Below are 4,748 nucleotides of genomic sequence, written 5' to 3' on the forward strand. Positions count from 1 at the left end.
TCGACACCGCCAACAGCTCCTCCAACACGCGCGACACCCGTTTCGAATCGGTCAGCGACACCGAGGACAACACCAGGGTCGAAGGCGGCTCGTCCAACCCCATCGAGTCCACCAGCAACGTCCGGTCTGACGGCACCAGCCTGTCCTCATCTGCCAGTGCCACCAGCCTGCTTGAAAACGGCTTCCGTACCAATCGCAGCTCCGATCGCTACATCGGTCTTCAGTTGACGATCCCCATCTTCGAGGGTGGGGCGACCAGCGCGCGTGCGCGTCAGGCGGCCGCACGCCTGGTGCAGGCGCAGGCCGAATTTGACGGATTGCGTGACCAGATCTTTCAGGATCTGAATCAGCAGCACCGTCTGGTTCAAAGCTTCTCTCAGCGTGCACAGGCACTGATGCAGGCGGTGGAGTCCAGCCGGGTCGGTGTCGAAGCCACGGCCAAGAGCATGGCTGCCGGGTTCAGAACCAACCTCGACGTGCTCAATGCCCGCGAGCGACTCATTGCTGCCGAGCGTGAGCTGGCCAGCGCGCGTTACAACTACCTGCTTGCCTTCCTGCGGCTGCGTTTCAATGCGGGCGTCCTGGCGCCAGAGGATCTGGCCCTCGTGTCCGTGCGCGAACCGCAGAACTGATCGGCCGCACAGCGGTGCGCCGGCCAGCAGCCGGATCATCGCCAAGGGTGTGCGGTAGAATTCCTATATGAATTTTGTCGCGGCCTTCCAGCTCAATGCCAACGAGGCCCAGGCTGCGGCATTGGGTCAGTTGCAGCAGGCCTTTGCCCGGCTTTGCAACGCCATCACGCCACAGGTCAGCCAGACCCGCTGCTGGAATCGGGTCGCCCTGCACCACATGGTTTACCACCAGTTGCGCAAGGACTTTCCGGGCATGGGTTCGCAGATGATCTGCAATGCCATCTATGCGGTCAGCCGTGCCGCGCGGGTGGTGTACCAGCATCCGCGCAGCCCGTTCCGGGCCGACCGCTACCCGGCAGGTTCACCGCTGCCCCGGCTGCAGTTTGGCGATGACTGTCCGGTCTACTTTGATTCCCACACCCTCACCATCAAGGACGGGCGCTTGTCCCTCTACACCATGGAAGGGCGGCTTCACTTCGACCTGGGGCTCACCCCGGCGCAATTGCAGGCCTTTGCCAACCAGAAACTTCGTTCCATCGTCATGGTGCGGCAGGCAGATGGCCGCTTCAGTCTGCGTTTTTCACTGCAAGCCGAGCCTTTGCCGCCGCCCCACCAGCCAGTCGCCATGCCGGACTACCTACACATCTCCGAGCCCGTATGACCGCTCCTGCCTCTGCTTCCACCCCTTCTGAACTGCGCCTGTCGCTTGAGGCCTTGCGCAAGCCCTGGCGCAAGGCGCTTTTCTTTGGCATCGTGGCTGCCTTGCTCATGCTGGTGCCCACCTTCTACATGTTTGAGGTGTACGGCCGCGTGGTCGACAGCCGCAGCCACACCACCCTGGGGTCCCTGACCATCATCACCCTGTTCATGCTGGGCATCATGGAGCTGCTGCACTGGGCACAAGGCGGGGTGCTGCAGCAAATGGCGCGCGGGTGGGACGCCATCATGATCCCCCGCATCTTCAGTGCCACCTATGCCGTCAACCTGCGGCACCCGGGGGGTACCGGCGTTCAGCCCATGCGGGACTGGCAGCAACTGCGCGACTTTGTGCACAGCCCTTTTATCCAGGCGGTCATCGAATCGCCGGTGGCCGTGGTGTTCCTGCTGCTGCTGTTCCTGTTGCACCCCTTGATGGGCGGTGTCGCGCTCGGTGCGGCACTGCTGCAGACCCTGCTGGCCTATTCCAACGAACGGGGCACACAACCCGCGTTGGCGCAGGCCAACCGCGCAGGCATCGAGGCCCAGCAATTTGCCGACAACTCCCTGCGCAACACCGAAGTGGTCGCCGCCCTGGGCATGTTGCCGGACGTGCACAAGCGCTGGCTCGAACGGCAGGGCGAAATGCTCAAGCAGCAGGCCACGGCGTCTGAACGTGCCGCAGCCTTTCAGACCGCCTCCAAGGTGCTGCAGCTGACCCTGGGGTCAGCCATGCTGGGCATTGGCGCCTGGCTGGTGCTGGAAGACGCGCTCCCGGGCGGCCCGGCCATGATGATCGTGGCCTCCGTGCTGGCCGGCCGTATCCTGGGGCCTTTCGTCCAGGCCATCACCCAGTGGCGCTCGCTGGTGACCGTGCGTGAGTCCTGGCGCCGTTTGAACAGTCTGCTGTCAGACGTGCCGGCTGCCCAGCCCGCCATGTCTTTGCCTGCCCCCAAGGCACGCCTGTCGGTCGAGACGCTGGTGGCGGCTGCGCCTGGCGGTCCCGGTGCCGGGCCAGGTGCCCAGACCATTCTCAAGGGACTGCAGTTTTCGCTGGAAGCCGGTGACGGCCTGGCCGTCGTGGGGCCATCGGCCTCGGGCAAGACCACCCTGGCCCGCCTGCTGGTGGGTCTGTGGCCTGCCTTGCAGGGCAAGGTGCGACTCGACGGTGCCGACGTGTTCAGCTGGGACAAGACCGAGCTGGGCCCGCACATCGGCTACCTGCCGCAGGGGGTGGAACTGACCGATGGCAGCCTGCTCGACAACATCTGCCGCTTTGGCGAGCCCGACCCCGTCAAGCTCCAGACGGTGATCGAGACCGTGGGTTTGCAGCCACTCATTGACGGCCTGCCCCAGGGGCTGGACACGCCGCTGGGTGCCGATGGCATGGTGCTGTCGGGTGGCCAGCGCCAGCGCGTCGCGCTGGCGCGCGCTTTGTACGGTGATCCGGTGCTCATCGTCCTTGACGAACCCAACGCCAGCCTGGATGAAACCGGAGACCAGGCCCTGGTCCGTGCCTTGGCCGCTGCCCGTCAGCGCGGGGCGGTCCTGGTGGTCATGACCCACCGCACCAACGTGCTGGGCGTGGTCAACAAGATGCTGGTGCTGCGCGACGGACAGCAGGTGGCCTTCGGCCCGCGCGACGACGTGCTGCGTGCCCTGCAGAACGCCAACACTCCGGCGGCCCAGTCCAACCCCGCGCTCAGCGCACGCCCCGCCCAACAAGCATCATGAAAACACCCTCCTTCATGGCGCGCAGTGAACTGCGCCAGACCCTGTGGGCATTTCGCCGCCAGTTTCTGGTGGTGGGGCTCCTCAGTGCCGTGGCCAACCTGCTGATGCTCGCGCCCACCCTGTACATGCTGCAGGTCTACGACCGCGTGCTGCTCAGCCGCAACGAACTGACGCTGCTGGTGGTCTCGCTCATCACCCTTTTCCTTTTTGGTGCGCTGGGCACCTCTGAATGGTTGCGCTCGCGCCTGCTGGTGCGCACCGGCGTCGTCATGGACCGTCTGCTCGGCTCCAGGGTGTTCCACGCCATCTTTGACGCCAACCTGTCGCGCACCCGTGACCGCAACGCCCGCGCCCTGAGTGATCTGCTGGAAATCCGCCAGTTCATCACCGGCAATGGCGTGTTCGCTTTCTTCGACACGCCCTGGACACCCATCTACATCGCGGTTCTGTTCCTGCTGCACCCGGTCCTGGGCCTGGTCTCCATCGGGTTTGCCGTGCTTCAGGCCCTGCTGCTGTGGTACAGCCTGCGCCGCACCAAAAAGCCCGCCGCCCAGGCCCGTGAATCGCAGCAGGCAGCCACCCAGTTCCTCACGGGCAAGTTGCGCAACCTCGAAGCCATTGAACCCATGGGCCTGTCTGCCCCCCTGCGCCAACGCTGGCTGCAGCGCCACCAGCAAGCCCTGGCAGACGCTGAATCCAGCCAGGGCGCCAGCATGTCCATGGCCGCAGTCAGCAAATGGCTGCGCTATGCACAACAGTCACTCTCGCTGGGGGTGGGAGCCTTGCTGGTCATTGACGGCCAGCTCAGTGCCGGTGCCATGATTGCGGGCAACGTGCTCATGACCCGTGCGCTGGCCCCCATTGACCAGCTGGTCGGCACCTGGCGCCAGTTTGACGGCGTGCGTGCCGCCTTCGGCCGGCTTGAAGAGCTGCTGGCCCAGCATCCTGCCCACCTTCCGTCGGTTCCGCCCGCCCATCCGTCGGGTCGCATGCAGCTGCAACAGGTGCGTGCCGAGGCTGCCGGGCGCGCCGAACCCATCCTGCAGGACATCGATCTTGAGCTTGAACCCGGCACCGTCACCGTGGTCATGGGGCCGTCCGGCTCGGGCAAGTCCACCCTGGCCCGCGTCATGCTGGGTATCTGGCCCGCTGCCCAGGGGCAGGTGCTGGTGGACGGCACCCCCATTGGCCAATGGCAACGCGAACAGCTGGCCCCCGTGTTTGGCTACTTGCCACAAGACATCGAGCTGTTTCGCGGCACCATTGCCGAAAACATTGCCCGCCTGGGCAAGATCGACCCCGAACAGGTGGTCAAGGCGGCACAGGCCGCCGGCCTGCACGACATGATCTTGCGCCTGCCCAGGGGTTACGACACCCCGGTGGGTGAATCGGGCGGTCTGCTCTCGGGCGGCCAGCGCCAGCGCGTGGCCCTGGCACGCGCCATGTACGGCAGCCCCCCCATCCTGGTGCTCGACGAGCCCAATGCCAATTTGGACGACGTCGGCGAAGCCGCCCTGCAGCAGGCCGTCCAGCACATGAAGCAGAGCGGGCAGACGGTGGTCATCATCAGCCACCGGCCCGCTGCCCTGGCGGTGGCTGACCAGCTGGTGGTCCTGCACGGCGGGCGCATCGCCCACGCCGGCCCGCGCGACGCCGTGCTGCAGCGCTTGCGCCAGCTTGCTGCCG

At 65.7% G+C, this 4,748-nt stretch carries 4 protein-coding genes; all 4 read left to right on the forward strand.

What is annotated here, in order from left to right; all coding sequences use genetic code 11:
- Nucleotides 1–632 (forward strand): TolC family protein (locus PHQ87_RS14510; RefSeq protein ID WP_300235850.1); only part of this gene is annotated, 632 nt, incomplete at its 5' end.
- A gap of 67 nt (nucleotides 633–699) precedes the next feature.
- On the forward strand, nucleotides 700–1,293 hold the full coding sequence (locus PHQ87_RS14515; protein ID WP_300235853.1) for a hypothetical protein: 594 nt from the start codon (nucleotides 700–702) through the stop codon (nucleotides 1,291–1,293).
- Nucleotides 1,290–3,062 carry a type I secretion system permease/ATPase gene (locus tag PHQ87_RS14520; RefSeq protein ID WP_300235856.1) on the forward strand — a complete coding sequence of 591 codons (1,773 nt, stop codon included), beginning with the start codon at nucleotides 1,290–1,292 and terminating at the stop codon, nucleotides 3,060–3,062. The genes PHQ87_RS14515 and PHQ87_RS14520 overlap by 4 nt, the downstream gene beginning before the upstream one ends.
- A partial coding sequence (locus PHQ87_RS14525; protein WP_300235859.1) for a type I secretion system permease/ATPase occupies nucleotides 3,059–4,748 on the forward strand: 1,690 nt, incomplete at its 3' end. The genes PHQ87_RS14520 and PHQ87_RS14525, both read left to right, overlap by 4 nt.

Origin of the sequence: Hydrogenophaga sp. (genome assembly GCF_028698005.1) — a bacterium.
In the GTDB taxonomy this organism is placed as follows: Bacteria; Pseudomonadota; Gammaproteobacteria; order Burkholderiales; family Burkholderiaceae_C; genus Hydrogenophaga.

Bases quoted from the DNA above. Each gene is read 5' to 3' on its own strand.
- PHQ87_RS14520 (WP_300235856.1), top strand. From the start codon at position 1,290: ATGACCGCTCCTGCCTCTGCTTCCACCCCTTCTGAACTGCGCCTGTCG.
- PHQ87_RS14515 (WP_300235853.1), top strand. From the start codon at position 700: ATGAATTTTGTCGCGGCCTTCCAGCTCAATGCCAACGAGGCCCAGGCT.